Below are 22376 nucleotides of genomic sequence, written 5' to 3' on the forward strand. Positions count from 1 at the left end.
ATCCGGGGTGGACGGTCTGGTTTAGGCCGCGTCTTCCGATGTGGTGGCGATGACGAGCCGGTCGGTGCCTTCGAGGTAGAGCGCGGTCAGGATGTCGCTGTCATAGGCGCCGGTGTCGATGCCGATGCGGTTTTCGAGCATCTCGACCTCCGCGCTGATGCTGTGGCCGTGGACGATGACCGCGCCGTGATCGCGGGTGTCGCCCAGGAAATCCTCGCGGATCCAGAGCAGGTCCTGGCGGTTCTGGCGCTTCAGCGGCACGCCCGGACGGATGCCGGCGTGGCAGAAGAAATAGTCGCCCGACTGTGCGGTGCAGGGCAGTTGCCGGATCCATTCGACCCAGGCAGCCGGCACGTCGCGGCGCATCTGCATCACATAATCGAAATCGTCGGCGTCGCGGTCGAGCGGCGGCATGCCGAAGCTGGCCAGCGTCTCGCGCCCGCCGACGCCGAGCCAGGGGCGCAGGACCTGAAGCTGCGCATCATAGGCGCGGAGCATCATCTCCTCATGATTGCCCTGCAGCACGATCAGGTCGGGTGCGCGCTGTTGCAGGTCGTGGAGATGTTCGACGACGCGCGCGCTGTCCGGTCCGCGGTCGACCATGTCGCCCAGCTGGATGATATGTTGCGACTGCGCGGGCGGGAGCGATGCGGAATGGGCGGCGATCCGGTCGAGCAGCACGCGCAGCAGATCGTAGCGGCCATGGACGTCGCCGATCGCGTAGATCCGTTCGCCGGCGGTGGTCGACGGCGGGCCCTTGCGGGACCGCCAGGGCAGTACGAAGGCCAAGGACGATATCTCCAGTCGCGGATCGGGGCGGTCGCCCGCGAAGATCCGCTGTACCGGGATCGACGCCGGTCAGGAAGAGGGCTGTTCGGCCGGGTTCGCGCCGCGCGCCACGATCGGTGCGAACAGCGGCACGAGCCGCTTGTTGCCATATTCGCTGAGATGATGCGCGTCGCGCACGATCGCGCGGTGGCCGCTCGACCCCTGGCACACCCCGCCCGGACAGAGATAGGGGGCGGGATCGAGCAGCCTGACGCCGCAGGACCGCGCCGCCTGTTCGAAATAGGGCATCAGCGTCCGGTTGCGGGCCGTGACGTCGGCCAGCGGCATCGTGACCTCCGGCGCGTGCGGATCGGCAACCAGCGCGCTTTGTAGCGTCGTGCCGACCTGGACCGGGAAAGTCGGGGTGGGCAGCAGCATGTAGGTGGTTCCGCCCTTGGCCAGCGCGCAGGCGGTGCGGACGATCTGGCGACCGAGGCCGTGCGCATCGGCGGGTCCGACATCGCCGTCGAACCGCATCGTGGGCGTTTCGGCATAGGCATCCCACGCCGCGATCAGCACGACCGGGGTGGCCCGCGGGCGGGTGAGCGGCGGCAGGTAGCGCGCGATGAAGCCCGCGCACCGGCTGTCCGGATCGGTCGAGCGGCCGCCCAGCAGCGGGGCGCAGGAGGCGTAGCCGTTGAATGCGACTCCGCCCTGCGCATCGGCGGGGAGGCTGGCGACGACCGCGCTGACGGTCGCGTCGGCATGGCTGTCGCCGATCACGGTGACGAGCGCGCGATCCTTGTGCGGGCCGACGATGCACGGGGCCGGGACCGCCGCGACGATCGAGAAACAGCCGCTGGAATAGGGTGAGCCCGGCATCAGATCCTGTTGCAGAGCCTGGACCTCCGGCGAGAAACGTTGCGGGAAGCCGCGCGCCTTCCACACGCCGGCGCCCGCCCCGGCGATCACGAAGACCATGACGGCGAAGGCGAGGTGCGGCCGGAGGCGGTCCTGCAACGGGGCGGTGTGGATGTAGGGCGCCGCCTTCGTCCGCGCGCCGCCGCGTTCGACGAAGCGGTAGGACAGGTGGCCGAGCACGAATGACGCGGCGAAGGCGGCCACCATCCAGCGCCAGTCGCCGGCATGGCCGCCGCGCCGCAGGATCACGGCAAGCGGCCAGTGCCAGAGGTAGATCGAATAGGAATTGAGCCCGACCCAGGTCGCGACCGGGTTGCCGGTGATCCGACTGTCGCGCCGGGCCGTCAGGATGACCAGCGCGGTGCCGAGCACGGGCGCGATCGTCCAGATGTTGGGCCAGCCGGCGTCGGTGACGAGGAGCAGCGCGCCGGCGATCAGCGCGAGGCCGGCCAGTTGCGCCGCCCGCATCAGGCGCGGCGGCAAAGCGGGCGCGAGATAGACGAGACCGCCGGCCAGCATCTCCCACCCGCGCGGCGGCAGAAGGAAGAAGCCGGAGCGCGGCGAACTCTGGCTGAGCCACAGCATCAGCGCGAGGCTGGCGGCACCCGCGATCGCCAGCGCGACCCACAGCCGGTGGCGGGGCAGCAGGCGCACGAACGCCAGCAGGACGAACGGGTAAAGCAGGTAGAATTGCCATTCGACCGACAGCGACCAGGTGTGGAGCAGCCACTTGCCCTCCGCCGTGGGATCGAAATAGCCGCCCTCGCGCCAGTAGACCATGTTGGACAGGAACAGCACGCTGGCCGCGGCATGCTTGGCGTAGACGAAATAGTCGGACGGCATCAGGAACAGCGCGCCGAGCAGTAGCCCGGTGCCGAGCAGGACGGCGAGCGCGGGGATGATGCGCCGCGCCCGATCGAGGAAGAAGCCGGGGATCGAGAAACTGCCGCGGTCGAGCCGGCCGAGCACGATGCCGGTCATCAGGAAGCCGGAGATGACGAAGAAGATATCAACCCCGATGAACCCGCCGCGCAGGCCCGGCACGCCGAAATGGAAGGCGAGGACCGCAAGCACCGCAATGGCACGCAATCCGTTGATATCGGCGCGGAAGCCCCCCCCCCCCCCCTTCGTCACGCGTGCGTCGGCGTTCGTCATGGTTTCCCCCCCTGGAACCAGCCCTTGCGGCGAATATGCTCGGTGACGGCATCGGCCCAGATGCGGGCGCCGGCCGGGTTGTAGTGAATGTGGTCCGCGCGCAGCGAGCGGGGCGGCGTGTCGCGCGCCATGTCCGCCCGGTCGTCGGCACGGCGCGGATCGCCAGCGCGGTTGTAGGCCGCGCGGATATCCAGGAAGAGATCGGGGTAGCGTTCGGCGAGCCGGCGGTTGAGGGCCACGATCCGGTCATAGCCGGGCGTGCCGCGCGCCTCCCCGGGGTCGGCCGCGTTCGGGATGCCGAGCAGGACGATGTGGTCCGCACGCGACCGGGCCAGCGCGATGATCGCATCGACCAGCGCCATGAACCGGTCCGGATCGGCGGTGCCGCCGTTCCGCCCGACGCACAGCAGCAGCAGGTCGTACCGCGTGGTGTCCGCCCCCACTGTGATCCGCGTGCCGTTCGGGATGGGGCGCGGCAGTTTCTGGCCCGGATCGGGGACGAAGCTGGTCCGGTCGGCCCCGGCGGCATCGACCGCGCGGAGCAGCGTGCCCGAAACGCCCGCGATGCGCGCCGGCATCGTGCGCGCGTCCTTGTTCGAGCTGCGCAGCAGTTCCGGCGCGATCGTGGTGAGCGCGTTGGCGCCCGGCATCAGCCGCCCGCCCGCCACGACGACCGTGACGGGGGCGGTGCCGTATCGCGCGGCGACCTGCAACGTCGATTGCCCGCCGAGGCCGGCATTGACCATCGTCGCGCCGAACCGGGCGGCGACGATGTCGGGATAGCCGCCGGCGCTCAGGCTGTCGCCGAGTGCCGTGAAACGCGGTGGCGGGGCGGCGGATACCCCGGTCGATACGGTTGCGGCCCATGCCGCCGCGAACAGCAGGCAGACCCGCATCGGCCCGCGACCGATGCCGCGGGGCAAGCGGCGTCGCGCGCGATCCTGCGTGCCCGTTGCGTCGGCCAACCGTCCCGTTCCCCATTCCAGTGGCCGACCGCAGCCCAAGTTCTGCTTGCAGCGGTCGAGCGATCCCGGATATCCCGCGCACGCTGCATCGCGTCAATAGCTGCTGTCGCCGCCCGGGGGGGCAGACGTCATCGCCTGAACAAGGGGTATCCGGATGGATCGAACGACGCCTTCGCCGACCCTGCGGGCCAGCCGTGCCGGTGGCGTATCGCGATGACGGCCGCCGCGACATTGCGGCGGATCGGCAGCGTGCCGCTGGCGCTGCTGAACGATCTGCGCGGGCCGACGGGCGACCTGGAGTCGCCGGAAGGGCGCGCGCGCGAACGACGGCGGCGGGTGATGATGTCCGCGATGATGTCGATGGCGGCCAAGATCGTGTCGGTCGGCACCGCGCTGATTACCGTGCCGATCACGCTCCATTATCTCGGCACCGAACGCTACGGCATGTGGATGATCATGAGTTCGCTGGTGGCGATGCTCTCGTTTGCCGACCTCGGTATGGGCAACGGCATCCTGAACATGGTCGCCACCGCTTATGGCCGCAACGACATGGGCGCGGTCCGGCGGATCGTATCGAGCGGGCTGATGATGCTGACGCTGGTCGCGATCGTGGTGATGACGGGGTTCGCGATCGCATACCCCCATGTCGAATGGTTCAAGCTGTTCAACGTGGCGTCGCCGCTGGCGCGGTCGGAGGCGGGGCCGGCGATCGCGGTGTTCGTGGCGGGCTTCGCGCTCGCCATCCCGACCGGCATTATCCAGCGCGTGCAGATGGGGCTGCAGAACGGGTTCGTCGCGAGCATGTGGCTGTGCGGCGGCAGCGTGCTGGCGCTGGCGAGCGTGCTGCTGGCGGTACATTACGAGGCGAGCCTGCCGTGGCTGGTCGCGGCGTTCCTGGGCGGGCCGATCGTCGCCAACGTGCTCAACACGCTGGTCTACTTCAGCGGCGCCCGCCGCGACGCGCGCCCGGCGATCAGTGCGGCGAGTTGGGAAACGGGCCGGCTGGTGCTGCGCGGCGGGATGCTGTTCCTCGTGCTGCAGGTCGCGGCCGCCGTCACCTATAACTCGCACAACATCATCATCGCGCAGATCCTGGGCGCCAGCAGCGTGGCGACCTTCGCGGTCCCGGAACGGCTGTTCAGCCTGATCACCATGACGGCATCTATGGCCCTCGCGCCGCTGTGGCCGGCGTATCGCGAATCAATCGAGCGCGGGGACAGTGCGTGGGCGCGACAGACATTGCTGCGGTCGCTGCGGGTGGCGATCGGATACTCAGCCGTGCTCTCGATCCCACTGATCTTTCTCAGCCCCTGGATCATCCATCATTGGGTCGGGGGGGCGGTCAACCCGCCGTTCCTGCTGCTGCTCGGCCTTGGTATTTGGAAGATCCTGGAGGCCGGCGGCCTTGCCCTCGGCATGTTCCTGAACGGTGCGCACGAGGTGAAGCCGCAGGTCGTGATCGCGACCGCGACGGCGATCGTTTCGATCGGAACGGAGATCGCTCTGGTCCGGGTCATCGGCGTCTCGGGCGCGGTGATCGCGACGCTATTCGCCTTCACACTTTGCGCGGTCATTCCCTACACGATGCTCGTTCCGAGGATCCTGCGGAAACTGGACGGGAGTACGCGATGAGCGGCGGTGACATGGTTCGCAAATTCGCACGGCTCGGCTGGCAGGCGGTGGGGCCGATCTACCGCGCGCCGACGAAGCTTTCGTTGCGGATTGACGCGAAGCGCAAGGAAAGTCGCTGCGTGCTTGAGCAGGGCGCGGTCCTGTATCCCGCCGCGCGCGTGTCCAACAACCAGCCCCGCGAGGCGATCCGGTTCGGAGCCAATACCCGCGTGCTGGCGCGGTTCGAGACGATGGGGCACGGCGGACGGATCATCGTGGGTCGCGACTGCTTCATCGGGGAAGACAGCTATATCTGGTCTGCGGCCTCGGTGACGATCGGCGACCGAGTCCTGATTTCTCACGGCGTCAACATCCACGACCATAACTCGCATTCGCTGTCGGCGGCGGGTCGGCACGCGCACTTCAAGGCGATCTTCTTCGAGGGAGGGCATCCCAAGGTGCTGGAGAACGTGCCGTCGGCGCCAGTTGTGATCGAGGACGATGCCTGGATCGGGTTCGGCGCGACGGTACTGCGCGGCGTGACGATCGGCCGCGGTGCTGTCGTCGGCGCGCAATCCGTCGTGACCAAGGATGTCGCGCCGTTCGACATCGTCGTGGGGAATCCCGCGCGTGTCGTGGGTCGGTCCGGTGAGTAAGGTCTCCGCCGCAGCGGGGAACGGTTATCGGGTCATCGGCCTCCGCCTCGGCGGCTGGCTGCGGCCGAACACCGACGCGATGGCGGCGGCGTTGCCCGATGCGGCACGTTATCTGGCCACGCTGGAGCGGGCGTACCCGAATATCTCGGTCCCGGTTCGGGCGGCCGGCAAATCACAGGGCGATCTGGCATGAACGATCCACGACCATTTTCCCGGGGGCGGGCGCTCGTGACCGGGGCGTACGGCTTCGTCGGGCGGCATGTCGCGCGGCGGCTGGCGGCGGACGGCTATCATGTCACTGGGCTGGGTCATGGCAACTGGGTGGGTGAGGATCCGGTGAGCTGGGGCATCGCATCCTGGCATTCGGCGGACGTCGATGGCGAGACGCTGGCCGAGCATGGCGGCACGCCCGACCTGATCGCGCATTGCGCGGGGTCCGGATCGGTCGCCTATTCGCTGGAACGGCCGCGCGAGGATTTCCGCCGGACGGTGGATGCGACGCTGGCCGTGCTCGATTTCGTGCGGATGCATCGGCCCGACGCGCGCGTGGTGCTGCCGTCGAGCGCGGCGGTGTATGGGTTGGCCGAGACGTTGCCGATCGCGGTCGATGCGCCGCTGCGCCCGCTGTCGCCCTACGGCGTCCACAAGAAGATGGCGGAGGATCTGGCGCGGTCCTACGCGACGCATTTCGGCGTGCGGGTCGCGATCGTGCGGTTGTTCAGTGTCTATGGTCCGGGCCTGCGCAAGCAGTTGCTGTGGGATGCGTGCCGCAAGATCGCCGCGGGGCCGGCCGGGTTCGGCGGCGACGGCGAGGAAACGCGCGACTGGTTGCATGTCGAGGATGCCGCGACGTTGCTGGCCGCCGCGGCGCAGGCGGCGTCGACCGAATGCCCGGTGGTGAACGGCGGGATCGGCGAGGCGGTGACGGTGCGTGCGGTGGTCGATCGGCTGGCGGAGCGGCTGGGCGGTGGGCCGGTGTCGTTCACCGGCACGATCCGGCCGGGCGATCCGCGACATTTCCTGGCGGACGTGGACGGATCGCTGGCGCTCGGCTGGCGGCCGATGCGCACGCTGGACGACGGGCTGGACGCCTATGCCGCCTGGTACCGGGGGCAGGCGGCATGATCCGCGTCGGCTTCGTGCTCGCCAACAGCGCAAGCTGGACCGGCGGGCTGATCTATCTGCGCAACCTGATCACGACGGTGATGGCATTGCCGGACCGGCAGATCGAGCCGGTGCTGATCACCACGCCTGAAACGCCCGATGCGGACCTGCTGGGGTTCGAGGCGATCACTGTGCTGCGTACGTCGCTGGTCGGGCAGGGCCGCGGGCCGCGCGTGCTGCGCAAGGCGTCCGCGGTGCTGCTCGGCCGCAACCTGCCGCTGGAGCGGTTCCTGCGCCGCAACCGGATCAGCGTGCTGTCGCATTCGGGCATCCTGGGCGCGAAGGCGACGGTGCCGTCGATCGCGTGGCTGCCCGATTTCCAGCATGTCCGGATGCCGGAGTTCTTCCAGCCGGCCGAGGTGGAGGCGCGCGACCGCGGTTATGCGCGGATCGCGGCGGAGGCGGACCTGATCCTGCTGTCGAGCGAAGACGCGAAGCGCGACCTGGCCAAGTTCGCGCCGGAGGTGCTGGGCAAGAGCCGGATCCTGCATTTCACGGCGGGCATGGTGCGCGCCGACGATGCGCGCGGCGCGCCGTTTCTGGCCGAAACATACGGGCTGGACCGGCCGTTCTTCTACCTGCCCAACCAGTATTGGAAGCACAAGAATCACGGGCTGGTGATCGACGCGCTGGCGCTGCTGGCCAAGGACGGCGACGCGCCGCTGGTGGTGAGCACGGGGAAGGCGGAGGACCGCCGGAACCCGACCTATTTCACCGAACTGATGGGGCATGCCGCCGCGCTGGGCGTGGGCGACAATTTCCGGGTGCTGGGGCTGGTGCCGTACGATCACCTGTCGGTGCTGTCGCGCGAGGCCGTGGCGCTGATCAACCCGTCGCATTTCGAAGGGTGGAGCACGACGGTCGAGGAAGCCAAGTCGATGGGCAAGGCGATCATCCTGTCCGACATCCCGGTCCACCGTGAACAGGCGCCCGAACGCGGCGTCTATGTGCCGACGGACGACCCGGCCGCGATGGCGGCGGCGATGCGGTCGGTGCTGGCCGGCTGGTCGCGCGCGGCGGACGAGGCGGCGATGGGCGCGGCGACGGCGGCGCTGCCCGCACGCCGCCGCGCCTTTGGCGAAACCTACCAGCGGATCGTGCTGGAGGCGGTGGCCCGCGACGCGTGATGCGCACGGGCCGGTCGTTCACGCCCAGTTGAGCGCGGTCATCCTGGCATGGATCGCCTGCATGACGGCGGTGTAGCCGGCATTGCTCAGGTGGATGGCGTCGACCATGCTGGCCGACGGCAGCTTGCCATTCTCGGTCGCGAGTGCCGTGAACAGATCGACCACCCGCCCGCCATAGGCGGCCGCCAGCCCGGCGTTCACCTGCTGCATGGCGACATAGTTGACGTCGCCGACCGCCCAGCCCGCGCGCGGATACATGTTGCAGACGAGCGTGTTCGGGTTGGTCCGATAGGCGAGCGCGCGATCGACCTGCGCCCGGATCGTGGCGAGCCAGCCCGGACCGTTGCCGACATTGTCATCGAAGTCGTTCGTGCCGATCCACAGGACGGCGTTCCACTGCCGCCCCGCCACCTGGTCGGCGATCAGCCGGTCGACGATCGCGGCCGACTTTTGACCACCCAGCCCCTTGGCCGCGATCGGCCAGCCGGGCCGCTGGCGACGCAGCTGTGCGGTGACGTCCATCGGCACGCCACTGACCGGCGACTGCCCCGTGCCTTCGGTCAGGCTGTCGCCCCAGATCGCGGTCGCACGCGGATTGGCGACGTTGATCGGGACGGTGCCGGTCGCCAGCATCTCCAGCGAGGAACCGAGAATCTCCATCGTGTCGCCGTTCACCGCCCGCACGTCCAGCGACAGGGTGACCGGCTGCGCGAAGTCGACCAATACCGTCTCGACCGTCGGCGGGGCCGAGTTGGTGACGAAGTTGATGTAGTTGGACGGCTGGCGCACGCCGACGCTGGCGGTCGAGCCAGCCTTCGCACCGGTCGAGGCGAAGGTGCCGGCGGACAGCGACGAGATATCGAGCGTGTTGGCATTGTAGACGAACGCCGACTTGCGATCGTTCGCGATGCGGATCCACTGCTCGGTTTCGACGGTAGCGAGCGATGCGCCGATGTCGTTCTGCGCCACCACCAGATTGCCGATCCGCAAGCGCCAGTTATGGCCGCCGCCGAACGGCGCGTACTTCGCGATCAGCAGCCGGAGCCGCAGCGTGGCGCCGCCGACGATCGTGTCGGGCGGCAGCGTGACGCTCTGCACCGTGACGAACGCGGCACCGGCCGGGCCGTAGATCGGGCCGGATTGTCCCGCCGCCATCAGCACGCGGGTGCGCGTGGCGGCATCGGTGCGGGCGCGGACGGCAAGACCGCGCGCAACGGTATCGAGGCTCACTGCGACACCTGATAGGTCAGCGTGCCGCCGTTCAGCGTGACCGCCAGCCAGTAGCCGGCGCCCGTGCTGCTTTCCTCGCCGATCGCTTCTTGTGCGTTGGCGGTGAAGGTCGCCCAGCTCTGACCCGCGACGGTGAGCGGCAGGCGCGTCGTGCCGCCGTCGATCGACCGCAGGACCTGCACGGTGCCGGTCCAGCTGCCGGACAGCTGGACCCTGATGGGCCAGGCGAGATCGGGCACGAACGGACCGACCACGGCCGAGACGTTGGTGGTGCCCACCAGCGGGGCCGCGGCGATCGCATCGCGCACCGCCACGACGGGCAACGGATGTTCACCGTTCACCGGGACGGCCGGCGCACCGACACCCCCGAACGCAAGACCGAACAGCGGGACGAAACCCGCCGGTTCCTGAATGATACCAGCCACAATATTCTCCCTCGTTCTGGATTTGTTCCAGAGGGCGAGAGGTCCCAAGTGGTTCCCTACATTGCAATTCTTTAACCGTATCGGTTCAAAATCGCAGCTCGGCCTTGCGCTTCTCGATGAACGCCATCAGGCCGCGTGCCGCCTGTTCGACGTGGAAGCGGCTAAGGAAGCTGGTGCGAGCCGTGGTCCCCATCGCGGCGCGTTCGGTCGGCGATAGTGCGACGAAGCGCGACAGAAGCGCGCGGGTGCCGTCCAGCGTATCGGGTTCGACCAGTCCGGCGCCGTCCGCCACGACCTCCCGCCAGATGTTCACCTTGTCGCTGATCAGCACGGGGGTGCCGCAGGCCATCGCCTCGGCGACCACGATCCCGAAATTCTCCTGATGCGACGGCAGGACGAAGGCGTCGGCCGCGCGGAACGCGCCGGTCTTGATATCGCCCTTCAGCATGCCGGGGAAATGAATGCGTGTGCCGATGCCCAGCGCGTCGGCCCGCGCCTGGAACCCGGCGACGAGGCCGACCTGGTCTGGTCCGGCGATGACGAGGTCGAGCGTCGGATCCTGGGCCGCGACGTCCGCGAACGCCTCGACCAGCAGGTCGCAGCCCTTTTTCGGGTGGATGCGGCTGAGGAACAGCAGGAAGCGTTGGTCGCCAAGTGTGGGCAGCGCGGCGCGGAAGGCGGCGATCTGCGCCGCGGGATCGCCGGACACGTCGGCCGTGCCGTAACCCACGACGGCACCGTTCAGGCGGTAGGGCCAGAACGCCTTGTCCGCGAGGATCATCTCCTCCTCGGTCGTGAACAGCACATTGGCGGCGTGGCGGGTCAGCGGTCCCTCGGCCCACCACCAGGACAGCTGCTTGCCCCAATTCTTGGCGGGGGCGCTCTGCTTGAACCACGGGTCCAGCATGCCGTGGGTGAACACGAAATAGGGCACCGGTCCGCCGGCGAGCGCCTTCATCGCGCCGCGCGCCATGTAGCGCCACAGGCCCGAGACGATCACCGCATCATAGTTTCCGACATTCGCCTTCAGCCAGGGGACCATATCCGGTGCGTAGCGATAGCGGTTCAGCAGCGAGCGGCCGCGCGGCGGACCCACGGAGAAGATCTCGCCGGGATAGTCGGTCAGGAAGCGCTCGCCCGGCGCGTCGAGCGTGAGCAGGTCCTGGCGGTGGCCGTCGCGCGCCCACACTTCGGCAAAGCGCCGCGCCCCTTCGATCGGGCCGCCGCCGTGGAGGTCGGCGCTGGTGATGATGCGGAGGATGCGGGTCATGACGGTGCTCCGAGCGAGAGGCCGGTCAGCGATTTCAGCCGGGCGATCCGCGCTGCGTTCGTGGTGCAGTCGCGCATCGCCTCCTCGAGCTCGACGACCTTTGCGCCGACCAGGAAGCGATACCAGAAGCCTTGCAGGAAATGGTAAATCAGGCCCGGCCGCCCATCGAGGAAGCCGAGCTGCCCGATGTAGCGGTAGAGGAAATAGCCGGTCGGGCCGACCCAGAAGGGCAGCTTGTTGTACAGCGCCTCTTTCAGCCAGCGCTTGGTGCCCGCCTGGCCGGCGACCGCGTCCGCGGCACGGGCATCGTCGCGCGGGAACAGGCCGTAGCGCTGGCTCAGCTGCTCGATCGCCTCACGCGTCGCATATTTATTGTGCTTGTCGGTGAAGAAGGTCAGGTCGTTCAGGTTGATGTCGGCAAAACCGCCCTTCAGCGTCACCGTGCCGCCGCCCCACACGACGATATGTTCGTCCATCCAGCGGTCCTCGACCCGGCCCTGGTTGGTCCGGAAGACGCGGAGCAGGCGCAGCGGGTAGCGCCCGCCATGGCGGATCCAGCGGCCCATGAAGATGTGCTTGCGATCGAAATTGATCCCCGCGACGTCGGCCGGCATGTCCGGAAGGCGGCGCGCCAGTTCGGCGGCGAGGTCCGGTTCGATGACCTCGTCCGCATCGAGCCGCATGATCCAGGCGGTGGCGATATCGCCATGTTCGAGGCCCCACTGGAACTGCCGCGCCTGGTTGACGAAGCGGTTCTGGAGCACGCGCGCCCCGGCCCGGCTGGCGCGTTCGACCGTGTCGTCGGTCGAGAAACTGTCGATCACCAGCACATCGCGCGCGATCGTCGCGACGCTGGCGATCGATCGTTCGATATGATGCGCTTCGTTAAAGGTCAGGATGACGACGGTGAGGTCGGGCGCGTTTCGCGTGTGGTCCGTGACCGGGGTGGGCGCCACCGGGGTGAGGGTCGGTTCCATCGGGACGTTCACTCCGGGATCGGTGGGGACGCGGGACCGCCATCGTCGAAGCGCAGCCGGCGGGCGCGGATCGGCGCGGCGGGGTTGCCGCTGTAGACCGTCCACGGATCGAGGTTCCGCATCGCGCAGCCCCGCGCGCCGAGCACCGCGCCGTCGCCTACCGTGACGCCGGGGCCGACGAATGCCTCCGCCGCGATCCAGGCGCGGGCGCCGATGTGGATCGGGCGGGACCGCAGCTGGAAACTAGCGTCCTCGATATCGTGCGTGGCCGCGCAGAGATGTGCGCCCTGCGACACGATGGCGTAGGGGCCGATCCGGATCGGCGCCATCGCGTAGATCGTCGCGCGTGGGCCGATCGCGGCATAATCATCCATGATCAGGTTCGCCGGCGACCAGATCCGCGCGCTGCCATACACGTTGGCGGTCGGCGCGAGCGTGGCGCCGAAGCGGCGCAGCAGCCAGCGCCGCCACCCCCGAAGCGGTGGCGGCGTCCAGGCGGCGAGCAGCGCCCAGGTGATGCCGAACGCGAGGCGGTAGAGCCGGTTGGCGCGCGAGAAGCTCGCGCCGCCTTCCCAGGCGCGCGACTGCGCCGCGTCGAGGGGGTGCAAGGCGGCCATGTCCGTCAGCGCGCCGGAAGCGCGATCTTGAGGTAGCGCGATGCGAAGTTCAGCGGCCAGAGCGGCCCGCCATGGCGGCGGCAGAAGTGCAGCCATTCGCCGACCGGCAACCCCTTGGGATCGCGCAACATGAACTTGCGGTTCTGCCACGTCAGCCGGGCCAGCTTGGCATGGGCGGCGTGGTTATAGGGCGTCCGGCCCACCGGTTCGCGCGACTGGAACAGCTTGTAGCCCGCATCCCGCGCGCGCAGGCCGTAATCGATGTCGCCGGTATGATGGCGGTAGCGATCGGACAGCAGGCCGACATCGTCCACCGCGATCGCCGGCACCAGCACGCAGTTGCCGTTCATCGTGTCGCACGGCGCGCCATCGTCGGGCGCGCGCAGGAAGCGCAGCCGCGACAGGCCGGGCGCGACGCGGTAGCCGCCATAGGTGATCGTGTCCGTTTCGGCGTCGAGCACTTTTCCGATGCTGATGACCTTCGGCCCGTGGGCGGCCTCCATCGATTTCTGGAAGCTGAAGAGCCGCGTGATGCTTTCGGGTTCGAGTTCGAGATCGTCGTTGAACAGCATATAGTAGCGTGCGCCGGTCTGCACCGCGGTGCGCCACGCCTTCAGCATGCCGCCGTTCCAGTAGAGCGAGCCGTCGCCCTGGATCACGGTCGCTTCCGGAAAGTCGCGCCGGACGGCGTCGCCGGTGCCGTCGGTGGACCCGTCGTCCACCAGATAGACGTGATAATCGATCCCAGCCGCGGCACGGCGCAAGGCCGCCAGTCCGTTCAAGGTGATTTCACGTCGATTAAAGCAAGTCGCCAGGACCGAAATGTTCATACGACAATTCCCAAATTACCTTGCAACCGAGTTTTGGGCAAATCGCGATGAGGATAAATCCGCTGACCCTAACCAAGCTGAATCGGTTACCCTTTCTGCAAAACAATGCTGGGCGTTGATGGAGGCAATCGACGAAACGCCTTTTACTAAAAACGGCATGCGTTTACCAACGCCAAGGTAAGGATCCGTTTTCTCTAGACCTATCGGGAAACTTCGCCTCTTCCAATCAGCGTATCCTAAATTTTCAGTATAAATTGACTGGGCCGAGTTTCCCCGGCCGGCATCGATGTGTATCGCCGATCTTGGCCCGTTGGCATGGCTTAAAATGTCAAAAACATTGGAATTATTAGGCCGCGCATACCTTGACATCATTCGGATACCATATCCGCATATTCCGGTGTACGGAAAGCTCCGAGCTGGCCCCGAATTACCCGGTCCCGAAAGATTTGTATTTTTTATAGTCATAAAGACATTGTCGTCGAACCACTTATCAATAACTTCTGCTCGACTATCAAGATTACAATCCAAAACACTGCGGATATTACTAAAGAGGCACTTGTCCGCAAACCCACCGGTCTCTGAATATTCATTCAACGAATACCTATAGAAACCACCTATCACTATACCAGCGCAACATTGAAGCAAATATATATCCCTGAAAGAACACTGTTCAAAAGTTCTACCCAAAATTCCAATACTACACGCCGTGATAGTTAGGTCACTAATTAACCAATTAACGGCGGTGGTTTCTGTGAACGCAATCCCTACGAAGAAGCCACTCACAGTCCCACCACTAATACGAACCGGGAATTGCCCATCTGATTTCTCAATACCAAAACACGCTAGCTTCATTTTAGAGGACGTGGTTGACTCGTTACTGTAAATTCCGCCACCACCCTCGAAGATTATTCGCACGCCAGGTCGTAATCTAATCGCATATTCGAGGGAAGGTGCTGTGATGCTGTCGAGGCCAAGCGAAAGCTTTCCTACAGCGCTTGAGACAAAGTGCCTCTTTCGGATTACGAGATCGCCACCGCCTCGTGCCGCCAATTGCGAAATCGCCTCGTTGAGGTACTTCGTATCATCTCGGCCCTGCCAACCCTGAGGCCCATGCCGGGCGTCACCCTCGCCTAAAAAGGTTACGTCGTTCGATTCTCTTCGACGCTCACCCGCGGGAAATTTTGATAGCAAAGGTTGGGATTGACCCAACAACCCTGCTCCAGCAATCGTCAAAAAACCGCGTCTGGTGTCGGTCATTCGAGCCTTGCCCTCGTTCACAGAATTGTTATCACGCGACGCATGCTAACTCGCAAGCCCCGATACGCGATCTGGATCGCTGCGCTGATCACATCGGGAGCCATCCAGTATATGCTTCCAGCCATTCTTGCAACCCTTGCTGGGGCAGTAACGTACTGGCGAATACCGGACACTTTCATCGATGCTGCTGGCCCAGAGCGCTACTTGAAAGATATTGTAACGTTTGGTTTTGCTATCTACTGGCCTATGGTGGCTAAGCCTAGAACTGAAGTCGTATTATACATAATCTGGATAATGGTACTAACAGCAATTGGCATGATTGCCTATATTCTTAACACTGGATATCTCCCATTTATTATTGCTGGTATCCGTTGGATTACTGTTTTGCACGATTCATTTGGAATATATATTCTTATCGATCAATATGGAGTAACTAAGAACAATCAAAGGCTTATACTAGGCGTTGCATTGTTTTGGTTGGCGTGTTCGTTAGTTGCGTCATACATACAGTTTTCTTATCATGGGAATTTTTCCTCGGTCGGCAGCTCGCGAGAGCCGGGCATATTTTCTTTGGCGGGGGTCAACGGGTATTATGCAGCAAGTGTTGCTGTAATTGCTATGGCTTCAAGGCACGCAACGGTTTTAAAATGGCTAGGTTACCTATTCGGCATATTGATTGGTGTATTGTCGGGTACGCGGTTCACTATTCTCTGTATTTTGGTAATTATATTCCTCGATAATCTGAAACGGCTGAGACGATTTCCAATCTTTAGAGTCTTTATCTACTCTACCGTTTTGCCGTCAGTTCTATTGTTATCGATATTCGCTGCTGGCTCTTTGAGCGGGCGTGGTGATGTTGTTAACGATCAAATGCAAGACGGCGGACGGTTGGGCAATGGCTCACAAGTCGTGCAACTCTTAGTGCAAACTGGTGATTTTACGGATCTCACGGTGGGTCGTGGGCTGGGTCAAGGCACAAACGGCGCAATGCAAATGGTGAAGGATGGCCAAGAAATACCAAAGTGGCAGATACTCGTTGATAATACGTTCATAACCTCTTTTATACAGTTTGGCCTTATTGGATTTGTATGGTTGTTTGGAGGAATTTTCCTTTTCCTGTGGTCGCGAAGAGCGGAGTTATACTTGCCGTTCTATCTGATCGTTCTGATTTCCCTTCTTACGCAGAACGTTTTTGAGCAGTTGTTCTGGATGCTGAGTATCGCGTATTATCTAGGCTCATCGAAATATTTTCATAAGCTCCGGCAGTATCGACCTACTGCAGACGCTACATTGAGGGCGGCTGCGTCGCCTGTTTAACGCAATCTTTCTATGTCAACTCAGCCATCGGTTCTAGTAGGGCTACTTTAGCAGATACTTGTAGTTTGTCGGCGATCTGTCGACTGAGGATCGATGGCCACGCTGACCCTGATCATGCCGTCTTCGTCCCGGGCCATCGGGTCGCGTTCGTCCTGCCCAACCCCGGGGCAAAGCGGCTCGAGGCGATGCTGGCGGGGCAGTTGCCGCAGCCCGACCGGCCGTAGAATGTTATTATGGCTGGATTGGATTTGGAACCTAGCCGCAACGCTATGATTAGCGTGACGGCAGCACCGACACCGCGATCGACGACGGCGTCGTCTGCCAAGCGGCCGGTAAAGGGATCGCGGTGAACGGCGAGGCGGGCGTGACCATCCGCCGGACGATCGTGGCGGAAACGGGCGAGCGCGGCGTGATCCTGGGCGGCGGTGCGCGGGTGAGCCTGACGCCCGCGCGCCATGCCTTCGTCGACGGGCTGGTGTCCGATTTCGGCCTGCTGAGCCCGAGTTACCGCCCCGCCATCGATGTGTGGGGAGTGGCCAACACCGTATCGGGTTCGGTCATCCAGCGCGGCGACCATGCCGGGATCCTGCTGAGCGGGAACGACCATGTCGTCGCGGACAACGAGATCCGTCAGGTGCTGCGCGATACCGAGGATGCCGGTGCGGTGTATATGGGGGCGGACTGGTCGCAGCGCGGGAACCGGATTACGGGGAACTACATCCACGATCTCGGCACGCCGGGGCGCAAGACGACGTTCCTGAACGGCGTGTATCTCGACGACCAGGGCAGCGGGACGCAGGTGACCGGCAACATGGTGGTCGGCGGCGAGTTCGGCGTGACGATCGGCGGCGGGCGCGACAACCGGGTGGCGGGCAATGTCTTCGCCTTCCAGACGCGGGGCGGGCTGTCCTTCGATGCGCGCTGGATGGACAAGCAGCGTGCGGTGATGCCGGCGTTCGTCCGGAAGATGCGCGCGATGCCGACCACCACCGAACCGTGGCGTTCGCATTATCCGGCGCTGACGGCACTGGACCCCGCACGATACGGCGTGCCGGACGGTAATGTGGTGACGGGCAACCGGGTGATCGGGGCCACGCGACCGACCTGTGCCGTGCCGCGGATCATCGCGGGGCCGCAGCCCGTGCTGCACTTTCTCAAGCTCGATGCGAATGTCGCGCTTTGCGCGGCACCGGGCCGCGTGGCGGGGTTCGACACGGTTCGGCGGAAACGGGTCGCGGCGTTGCAGGATCGGCTGGCGGCGTTGTCGGGACAGGATTGAGGCGCGTCAGGCGGGGCGGCAGCTGGCGCGCAGTTCCGTTTCGAACCGGGCGAGGATGCGGTCCTTGCTCCAGCGTTCCTCGGCGCGCACTCGCGCCTCCACGGCATAACGCTCACGCAGGGCGTCGTCCTCCAGCAGGCTGCGGATCGCGGCGGCCATCGCCGGCGCGTCGCCGGGCGGGGTGACGATGCCGCAACCCTCGACCTCGCGCGCCAGGCCGGTTTCCGGCGGGGCGGTCGCGACGACGGCGCGGCCGGACGCCAGCATGTTGGTCAGCTTGGACGGCAGGACGAGGTCGGCGGCGCCCTCGATCTGCGGCAGCAGGTGGATCGACGCCAGGCCGAGCAGGTCGGACAGCCGGTCCATCGGCTGAAGATCGAAGAAACGGATGTTGCCGAGTCCGGCGGCGCGCGCCATCAGCGCCTCGCGGTTCGGACCGTTGCCGCACACCACGATCGTCAGGTCGGCGCGGTCGGCGAGCAGCCGCGCGACCTCCACGACGATGTCGATGCCCTGCTTATTCGCGATGTTGCCGGAATAGAGGGCGACGTGCGGCGTCGCGATGCCCCATTCGGTACGGTAGCTGGACGGTTCGACCAGCGGCTTCACCTTGTCGATGCTGGCCCAGTTGCGGAATTCGACGATCTTATCGGGCGCGATCCCGCTTGCGGCAAGCTTGGCGCACATCGGCAGCGAGATCGAACTGATCCGGTCGGCGTCCAGGCTCCACGTCTCGAACCAGCGCGCCATCTTGCCGGACCGCCCGTCGCCGTTCAGCAGGCCGGTGGCGAAGGCGGCTTCGACCTCGAAATCCTGCACGTGGATCCAGAGTTTCGCGCCGAACAGCCGGGCGATCGTCCGCGCCGCGACCAGCGAGATCAGCGACGGGGCGATGCCGATCACGACATCGGGACGCAGCCGGCGCGCCTCCAGCAGCATCCGGACCTGTGCGGAGGCCGCGAAACTGGCATGATGGACGAGCCGCCGGCCGCCGCTCGGCACCGCGGGCACGTAGATCGGCAATCGGACGACCGTGACGCCGTTTTCGACGGATCGCCGCGCGCCGCCGCCGGCATAGGCCGGATCGACCTGCCATGCGGGGTAATAGGGCTTGCCGCAGACGACCGTGACGCTGTGGCCCGCGGCGACGAGCGCTTCGGCCATGCCGGTGGTGTAGGGGCCGATGCCGATCGGTTCAGGGGCGTAGTTCAGACCGAGGATCAGGACCCGGAGCGGGCGGCGGTCGGTCGCGTCCGAAACATCCCGCGCCACGCCCGGCGTTCGGGCGGTCGGGGAGCGGGAGAGCGACGTCGGTTTGGCCATGCGATTATGATGTCCCCAGACAGGCTCCGTCCGACGGAGCGGATCACGTCCGTTCGGCTGGTGCAAGGTGATCCGTACGGCGACGCCTATCAAAAATCCGACCGGACTGCCGTAACGGCATGCCGCCGCCCTTGCGAGCGCCGTTCGGATAATGGCCCCGGCTGGAACTGGCAAGCCTCGCCCCTGGGCAGGACTCAGAAACCGCGGTGATCGGGTCCGGGTGGCAGGCCGCTTGACCGTGCGCGCGGGCGGAGGCTAGGTCGGCTCCGGTCGAACGATGGTCGGCACGGGCCTGATGGACGGAGCGACGTCGTGAAGCTGCTTCAGCGTAACGGAAGGCCGCAGACCCAGGGCGCGACGGGGCAGCCGGTGCTGGCGATGCTCGCCTTGCTGGCGTTGCTGCTGCTCACGCTGGCCGGGCCGATCATGACGATGAACGGCGGCGATGTCGAAGGGCAGGGGCGGGTGTACCGCCAGCTCGGCTATTTCCTGATCGCCGGTCTCGCGTTCATCTCGGTCAATCCGCTCCGCCATCCGGAGCGCGTGCTGGCCGTCGCGATGCCGCTTGTCGTGGCGCTTGCGTGGTGCTGGGTCAGCCTGACGTGGGCGCTGTATCCCGAGATCGCGGTCCGCCGGCTGGTGCTCACCACGATCGTACTGTGGTCGGTGTTCGTGCTGGTGCGGCAACTGGGCTACGACCGAACGCTGGCGATCGTGCGGATCGCGCTGCTCGCGGCGCTGATCGCCAATTTCACCGCGGTGCTGATCGATCCGCTGTTCGCAATCCACGGGCCGGAAGAGGGGCTGGCCGGCGACTGGCGCGGGGTGATGATGCATAAGAACATCGCGGGGCAGGCCTGCGCGTTGACCGCGATCTTCTTCGCGTTCGACCGGCAGAAACTGCCGCTGGCGGCGCAGCTTGGCGTGATCGGGTCGGCGGTGGTGTTCCTGGTGCTGTCCAATTCCAAGACGGCGATGGCGGCATGTGCGATCGCGATCCCGGTCGGCTTTCTGTTCCTGCGGTTCTTCCCCGTGCTGCAGCGGGCGGCCGACCGGATCGGGCGGCGGCGCCACGCGCGCTGGATCGCGATCCTGGTGCCGGTGGCGATCCTGACCGCCGCGCTGTTCCTCTACCGCGACTCCGCGCTGGCGGTGCTGAACGATCCGGCGGCGTTCACCGGGCGGACGCTGATCTGGCGCGCACTGTTCCTGTCGTTCCTGGAAAATCCGATCCTCGGGGTCGGCTACGGATCCTACTGGAACGTCGGTCCGGCGGGCCCGATCTACCGCTACGCCAATTTCGCCTGGGTGGAGGGGGTGAGCCAGGGGCATAACGGGTATCTCGACCTACTGGTCCAGATCGGGTTGCCGGGGCTGTTGCTGGTGCTGTTCGCGGTGGTGGTGTGGCCGGTGCGGCGGATGCTCGGCACGCCGGATCTGGCACCCGCCACGGCCGGGCTGATCGGCGCGGTGATCCTGTTCTGCCTAATCCACAACGGATCGGAATCGACGCTGTTCGATCGCGATACGATCGGTCAGGTGTTCCTGATGATCGTGCTGGCGATGGCGCAGGCCGGCCGGGTACCGGTCGCGCGGACCGCGGCGAAGGCGAAGCCGGTGGCGCTCGACCTGCCGAAGCGCGAGAGCCGCCTGCGGCTGTGACCCGGGCGGTGTCAGGCGAGGCGCCGGGCCGGCACGCGGCGGCGATGGCGCGTCACCTGATCTGCATCCTGGCGCTGATGTGGACGGCGCTGGTGAACGGGCAGCCGTTCTTCTTCGACGATACGACCAACTATATCCGCGCGGCCGATTCGGCGGTCTTCGTCGCGTCCGGACACCGGATTTCGACGGCGTGGACCGACCGGTATCGTGATGCTGTTGTCCCTTCGCCTGCGGCGGCGAGCGAGCAGGCCGGATCGACGACGCCGAACGATGTCGGCAGCGGGACGATCATGGCCGGGCGGTCGCCCTATTTCGGCGCGCTGCTGTGGCTGGGCTATGTGATCGGCAATTTCTGGCCGTTCGTCGTGATGCAGGCGGTGGTTTGTTACCTGCTGATGCTGCTGGCGCTGCAGCGGTTCGGGATCGAGCGGCCGCGGACCATCCTGCTGACCGTGGTCGGCATCGCGGCGACGACCGCGCTGCCGACGTATAACGGCCTGTTGCTGGCCGATGCGTTTGCCGGGTTCGGGGTGATCGCGTTCCTGCTGCTGGCGACGCCGGGACGGCTGACGCGGGTCGAGACGGCGTTCCTGATCGGCGTCGTCCTGCTGTCCGCGATGTTCCATCTGACCCATATCGCGATGCTGGCGGGCATGGTCGGCGCGATGATTTTGCTTGTCTTGTTCAGAGTCAGGCCGCCGCCGCGCCGGGCGTGGCTGACGGGGGTCGCGGGGATCGCGATCGGGTTGCTGTCGGTGCAGGCGACCGCGCTGGTGGCGCAGGCCGCGTTCGGGAAGGCGCCGCAACTGCTGCCGCTGCTGACCGCGCGGTTCTATATGGACGGGCCGGGGCGGCGGTTCATCGAATCGGGCTGCGACGGGCGGCGGTTCACCGTGTGCCGGATCGCGATCGGCGCGGTGCCGACCAACCCGGCGTTCCTGTTTTCGACCGACCCGCGCGAGGGCGCGTTCATGATCGCGACGCCGGCCGAGCGGGAGCGAATGGGGGCGGAGGACACCGCGTTCGCGCTGGCGGTGCTGCGCCATGATCCGCTGGGGCAGGCGGCGAAGATCGGCGAGAACATGCTGCGCCAGCTGGCCTGGATCGATTATGACGGGCTGAACACCGGGTGTTTCGCGCAGGCCGATTGCTGGGCGTCGCTGCCGCCGAAGGTGCGTGCGACGTTGCGGGCGAGCCCGAGCGGGCGGAATGCGTGGCCGGTCGGGATCATGAACGTGCTGCTTTACTTGGTCGTGATCGCGTCGCTGGCCGTGATCGCGTGGGCCGCGCGGCGGTGGTGGCGGAGCGAGGCGGCGGAGGCGGCGATGCTGCGGACGTGGATGCTGCTCGGCGGTGCGGCGTTGCTGACCAATGCGTTCTTCGGCGGGGCGGTCGCCGATCCGCAATATCGGTACCAGGGGCGGATGATCTGGCTGGTGGTGCTGCTGGCCGCGATGCTGTTGCCGCACATGCGCAGGATCCAGAAAACGCCGGACGGAATCGTCCCAGGTTGAGACATCGGATTGCGTATTTCAGTTCGGTACGCCCGAGTAACGATTGATCAATATTCCCCAACGCGTCCCCGTGATAGCGAGAGCCCGTCACGACTCGGGTGGGGATCAGAGATGACGGTTGTTCGCTTTATTCAGCGCATATTGTGTTTGTTCGATTATCACCGCCGCGACCGGCGAAGAACCCGGGCGGACGGCAGCCTGCGCGTCAGCCCGTGCCTGGGATGCGGACGGCGCATGGTGCGGCGCCGGCATGGGTGGCGGATGGAACGCAGCGCGCCGCTCGATTGGGACCGGCAGGACTGATCCGG

20 protein-coding genes are annotated in these 22376 nt (G+C 65.9%); 9 read left to right on the top strand and 11 right to left on the bottom strand.

The window, feature by feature from the left end; genetic code table 11:
• Window positions 1-21: 21 nt before the first annotated feature.
• The 3 genes from ACFSGX_RS02295 to ACFSGX_RS02305 all read right to left on the bottom strand — a co-directional run bounded on the left by ACFSGX_RS02295 (window position 22) and on the right by ACFSGX_RS02305 (window position 3809).
• Window positions 22-789: a metallophosphoesterase family protein gene (locus ACFSGX_RS02295; RefSeq protein WP_380927157.1), complete on the bottom strand. Its 768-nt coding sequence runs from the start codon at window positions 787-789 to the stop codon at window positions 22-24.
• 69 nt (window positions 790-858) lie between these two features.
• Window positions 859-2844, bottom strand: a complete 1986-nt coding sequence (locus tag ACFSGX_RS02300) for an acyltransferase family protein (protein ID WP_380927159.1) — start codon at window positions 2842-2844, stop codon at window positions 859-861.
• Window positions 2841-3809 carry an SGNH/GDSL hydrolase family protein gene (locus ACFSGX_RS02305; protein ID WP_380927161.1) on the bottom strand — a complete coding sequence of 323 codons (969 nt, stop codon included), beginning with the start codon at window positions 3807-3809 and terminating at the stop codon, window positions 2841-2843. Before ACFSGX_RS02305 ends, ACFSGX_RS02300 begins: the two co-directional genes overlap by 4 nt.
• 213 nt (window positions 3810-4022) lie before the next feature.
• Here ACFSGX_RS02305 and ACFSGX_RS02310 point away from each other — a divergent pair, with 213 nt between their 5' ends.
• From ACFSGX_RS02310 to ACFSGX_RS02330, 5 genes are read left to right on the top strand one after another with little or no spacing between them, the layout of a single operon-like run.
• Window positions 4023-5441 carry a lipopolysaccharide biosynthesis protein gene (locus ACFSGX_RS02310; protein ID WP_380927163.1) on the top strand — a complete coding sequence of 473 codons (1419 nt, stop codon included), beginning with the start codon at window positions 4023-4025 and terminating at the stop codon, window positions 5439-5441.
• 47 nt (window positions 5442-5488) lie between these two features.
• Window positions 5489-6076 carry an acyltransferase gene (locus tag ACFSGX_RS02315; RefSeq protein WP_380927165.1) on the top strand — a complete coding sequence of 196 codons (588 nt, stop codon included), beginning with the start codon at window positions 5489-5491 and terminating at the stop codon, window positions 6074-6076.
• Window positions 6069-6269, top strand: coding sequence for a hypothetical protein (locus ACFSGX_RS02320; protein WP_380927166.1), 201 nt, complete (start codon window positions 6069-6071; stop codon window positions 6267-6269). The genes ACFSGX_RS02315 and ACFSGX_RS02320 overlap by 8 nt, the downstream gene beginning before the upstream one ends.
• Window positions 6266-7201: an NAD-dependent epimerase/dehydratase family protein gene (locus ACFSGX_RS02325; RefSeq protein WP_380927168.1), complete on the top strand. Its 936-nt coding sequence runs from the start codon at window positions 6266-6268 to the stop codon at window positions 7199-7201. Before ACFSGX_RS02320 ends, ACFSGX_RS02325 begins: the two co-directional genes overlap by 4 nt.
• Entirely contained in the window at window positions 7198-8367 is a 1170-nt protein-coding gene (locus ACFSGX_RS02330) for a glycosyltransferase family 4 protein (protein WP_380927169.1), read from the top strand. Before ACFSGX_RS02325 ends, ACFSGX_RS02330 begins: the two co-directional genes overlap by 4 nt.
• An 18-nt stretch (window positions 8368-8385) precedes the next feature.
• Here the strand turns inward: ACFSGX_RS02330 and ACFSGX_RS02335 are convergent, their stop codons facing one another.
• From ACFSGX_RS02335 to ACFSGX_RS02365, 7 genes are all read right to left on the bottom strand, one after another.
• Window positions 8386-9597 (bottom strand): SGNH/GDSL hydrolase family protein, encoded by a 1212-nt coding sequence (locus tag ACFSGX_RS02335; RefSeq protein ID WP_380927171.1) that lies wholly within the window; start codon window positions 9595-9597, stop codon window positions 8386-8388.
• Window positions 9594-10022, bottom strand: a complete 429-nt coding sequence (locus ACFSGX_RS02340) for a hypothetical protein (RefSeq protein WP_380927173.1) — start codon at window positions 10020-10022, stop codon at window positions 9594-9596. Before ACFSGX_RS02340 ends, ACFSGX_RS02335 begins: the two co-directional genes overlap by 4 nt.
• 85 nt (window positions 10023-10107) lie before the next feature.
• Complete coding sequence (locus ACFSGX_RS02345) at window positions 10108-11292, bottom strand: glycosyltransferase (protein WP_380927175.1); 1185 nt, start codon at window positions 11290-11292, stop codon at window positions 10108-10110.
• Window positions 11289-12269 (bottom strand): glycosyltransferase family 2 protein, encoded by a 981-nt coding sequence (locus ACFSGX_RS02350; protein ID WP_380927177.1) that lies wholly within the window; start codon window positions 12267-12269, stop codon window positions 11289-11291. Before ACFSGX_RS02350 ends, ACFSGX_RS02345 begins: the two co-directional genes overlap by 4 nt.
• An 8-nt stretch (window positions 12270-12277) precedes the next feature.
• Window positions 12278-12886: a putative colanic acid biosynthesis acetyltransferase gene (locus tag ACFSGX_RS02355; RefSeq protein ID WP_380927179.1), complete on the bottom strand. Its 609-nt coding sequence runs from the start codon at window positions 12884-12886 to the stop codon at window positions 12278-12280.
• A gap of 5 nt (window positions 12887-12891) precedes the next feature.
• Complete coding sequence (locus ACFSGX_RS02360) at window positions 12892-13716, bottom strand: glycosyltransferase family 2 protein (RefSeq protein WP_380927180.1); 825 nt, start codon at window positions 13714-13716, stop codon at window positions 12892-12894.
• Window positions 13717-13731: 15 nt separating this feature from the next.
• Window positions 13732-14994 carry a hypothetical protein gene (locus tag ACFSGX_RS02365; RefSeq protein ID WP_380927182.1) on the bottom strand — a complete coding sequence of 421 codons (1263 nt, stop codon included), beginning with the start codon at window positions 14992-14994 and terminating at the stop codon, window positions 13732-13734.
• Between the two features lie 21 nt (window positions 14995-15015).
• Between ACFSGX_RS02365 and ACFSGX_RS02370 the strand changes: the two genes are divergently transcribed.
• On the top strand, window positions 15016-16290 hold the full coding sequence (locus tag ACFSGX_RS02370) for a hypothetical protein (RefSeq protein ID WP_380927184.1): 1275 nt from the start codon (window positions 15016-15018) through the stop codon (window positions 16288-16290).
• 301 nt (window positions 16291-16591) lie between these two features.
• Entirely contained in the window at window positions 16592-17569 is a 978-nt protein-coding gene (locus tag ACFSGX_RS02375; RefSeq protein ID WP_380928208.1) for a right-handed parallel beta-helix repeat-containing protein, read from the top strand.
• 6 nt (window positions 17570-17575) lie between these two features.
• Here the strand turns inward: ACFSGX_RS02375 and ACFSGX_RS02380 are convergent, their stop codons facing one another.
• Window positions 17576-18892: a WcaI family glycosyltransferase gene (locus ACFSGX_RS02380; protein WP_380927186.1), complete on the bottom strand. Its 1317-nt coding sequence runs from the start codon at window positions 18890-18892 to the stop codon at window positions 17576-17578.
• A gap of 312 nt (window positions 18893-19204) precedes the next feature.
• On the opposite strand from ACFSGX_RS02380, the gene ACFSGX_RS02385 reads away from it, so the two are divergent.
• Both ACFSGX_RS02385 and ACFSGX_RS02390 read left to right on the top strand, forming a co-directional pair.
• Window positions 19205-20554, top strand: a complete 1350-nt coding sequence (locus ACFSGX_RS02385) for an O-antigen ligase family protein (RefSeq protein ID WP_380927187.1) — start codon at window positions 19205-19207, stop codon at window positions 20552-20554.
• A 44-nt stretch (window positions 20555-20598) separates the two neighbouring features.
• Window positions 20599-22068, top strand: a complete 1470-nt coding sequence (locus tag ACFSGX_RS02390; protein ID WP_380927189.1) for a hypothetical protein — start codon at window positions 20599-20601, stop codon at window positions 22066-22068.
• The last annotated feature ends 308 nt before the right edge of the window (window positions 22069-22376 follow it).

The organism is Sphingomonas arantia, from assembly GCF_042682045.1.
GTDB lineage: Bacteria > Pseudomonadota > Alphaproteobacteria > Sphingomonadales > Sphingomonadaceae > Sphingomonas_R > Sphingomonas_R arantia.

Excerpts from the sequence above, each read along its gene's own strand:
- ACFSGX_RS02300 (WP_380927159.1), bottom strand. The coding sequence starts at position 2,844 with ATGACGAACGCCGACGCACGCGTGACGAAGGGGGGGGGGGGGGGCTTC.
- ACFSGX_RS02310 (WP_380927163.1), top strand. The coding sequence starts at position 4,023 with ATGACGGCCGCCGCGACATTGCGGCGGATCGGCAGCGTGCCGCTGGCG.
- ACFSGX_RS02325 (WP_380927168.1), top strand. The coding sequence starts at position 6,266 with ATGAACGATCCACGACCATTTTCCCGGGGGCGGGCGCTCGTGACCGGG.
- ACFSGX_RS02330 (WP_380927169.1), top strand. The coding sequence starts at position 7,198 with ATGATCCGCGTCGGCTTCGTGCTCGCCAACAGCGCAAGCTGGACCGGC.
- ACFSGX_RS02345 (WP_380927175.1), bottom strand. The coding sequence starts at position 11,292 with ATGACCCGCATCCTCCGCATCATCACCAGCGCCGACCTCCACGGCGGC.
- ACFSGX_RS02350 (WP_380927177.1), bottom strand. The coding sequence starts at position 12,269 with ATGGAACCGACCCTCACCCCGGTGGCGCCCACCCCGGTCACGGACCAC.
- ACFSGX_RS02355 (WP_380927179.1), bottom strand. The coding sequence starts at position 12,886 with ATGGCCGCCTTGCACCCCCTCGACGCGGCGCAGTCGCGCGCCTGGGAA.
- ACFSGX_RS02360 (WP_380927180.1), bottom strand. The coding sequence starts at position 13,716 with ATGAACATTTCGGTCCTGGCGACTTGCTTTAATCGACGTGAAATCACC.
- ACFSGX_RS02370 (WP_380927184.1), top strand. The coding sequence starts at position 15,016 with ATGCTAACTCGCAAGCCCCGATACGCGATCTGGATCGCTGCGCTGATC.
- ACFSGX_RS02380 (WP_380927186.1), bottom strand. The coding sequence starts at position 18,892 with ATGGCCAAACCGACGTCGCTCTCCCGCTCCCCGACCGCCCGAACGCCG.
- ACFSGX_RS02390 (WP_380927189.1), top strand. The coding sequence starts at position 20,599 with ATGGCGCGTCACCTGATCTGCATCCTGGCGCTGATGTGGACGGCGCTG.